Genomic DNA, 1,316 nt, shown 5'->3' on the forward strand with positions numbered 1-1,316 from the left:
CACGCCGTGTCCACCGTCACCGCCGGACCCTCCAGACCCAACGTGTACGCGATACGCCCCGACGCCACACTCGCCGTCGTCCCCGTCAGCAGATAGCCCCCGGCGTCCTTCGCGGGCTCGTACAGACGCGGCCCGTACTCCTGCGTCATCGCCCCGACGAACACCCCCGTGCGGCTGCCCTTGAGGGTGTGCGGGAGGATGCCGGCCGTTTCGAGGGACTCCCACGCGGTTTCCAGCAGCAGGCGCTGCTGGGGTTCCATGGCCTGGGCCTCGCGGGGGCTGATGCCGAAGAAGGCGGCGTCGAACATGTCGGCGTCGTAGAGGAAGCCCCCGTGCCGGGTGTAGGTCTTGTCGGCGCTGCCGCGCTCGGGGTCGTAGAGGTCGTCCAGGTCCCAGCCCCGGCCGTCGGGCAGCGGGCCGATGGCGTCGGTGCCCGTGCTGATCAGACGCCACAGGTCGTCCGGCGATGCCACTCCGCCGGGGTAGCGGCAGGCCATGCCGACGACGGCCAGCGGCTCGTCCGACACGGCGAGCTTCTCGACGGGTTCGGGGGCGTCGGCGACACCGAGCAGGGTCGTCACGATGTGCCGGGCCAGGATCTCGGGGGTCGGGTAGTCGTAGACGAGGGACGGGGGCAGCGCGACGCCGAGGTCGGCGGACAGGCTGGAGCGCAGGTCGACGGAGGTCAGGGAGTTGTAGCCGAGTTCCTTGAACGGCAGCGCCGGGTCGACCTCGTTCTCGGTGCCGTACTCCAGGATCTCGGCGGTGTGCCTGCTGATCAGTTCGGCGATCAGCGCGATGCGCTGCGAGTCGCTCAGACCGTGCAGCCGCTCGGCCCAGTCGTGACCGTCCGCCTCCGTGTCGTTCTCGGTTTCGGAGTCGAAGCCGGCGTCGGGGGCGGCGTCGGCCGATGCCGGCGCCGGAGCCGGAGCGGGAGCCGTGAGGCCGGGGGTGTCGATCCAGTACCGCTTGTGCTGGAAGGCGTAGGTGGGCAGGGTGATGCGCCGGCCGGCGCCCAGAAGGGGGGTCCAGTCGGCTGGGGTGGCGGTGGTGGAGACGGCGGCCAGGGCGCGCAGGGCGGTGCGGACCTCGTCCTTGTCCTTGTGCAGGACGGCGACCGCGGTGACGCTGCCCGAGCCCCTCCCGCTGCCCCCGCTGGTGCCGGTGCTGGTGCTGGTGCCGGTGTTGGCGTCGGCGCTCTCGGCACCGGTGGTGTGGGTGTCGGTGTGGGTGTGGGTGTCGAGGGTGTTCTTGACGAGGGCGGTCAGGACGGGGTCGGGGCCGAGTTCGAGGTAGGCCGTGATCCCCCGCGCGTG

1 protein-coding gene is annotated in these 1,316 nt (G+C 71.7%); it reads right to left on the reverse strand.

From position 1 onward, the window contains the following. Positions 1-1,316, reverse strand: a 1,316-nt coding sequence (locus ACN6LD_RS42220; RefSeq protein ID WP_445045938.1) for a beta-ketoacyl synthase N-terminal-like domain-containing protein, incomplete at both ends; no start/stop codon positions are given.

The organism is Streptomyces sp. SAS_272, assembly GCF_052543235.1.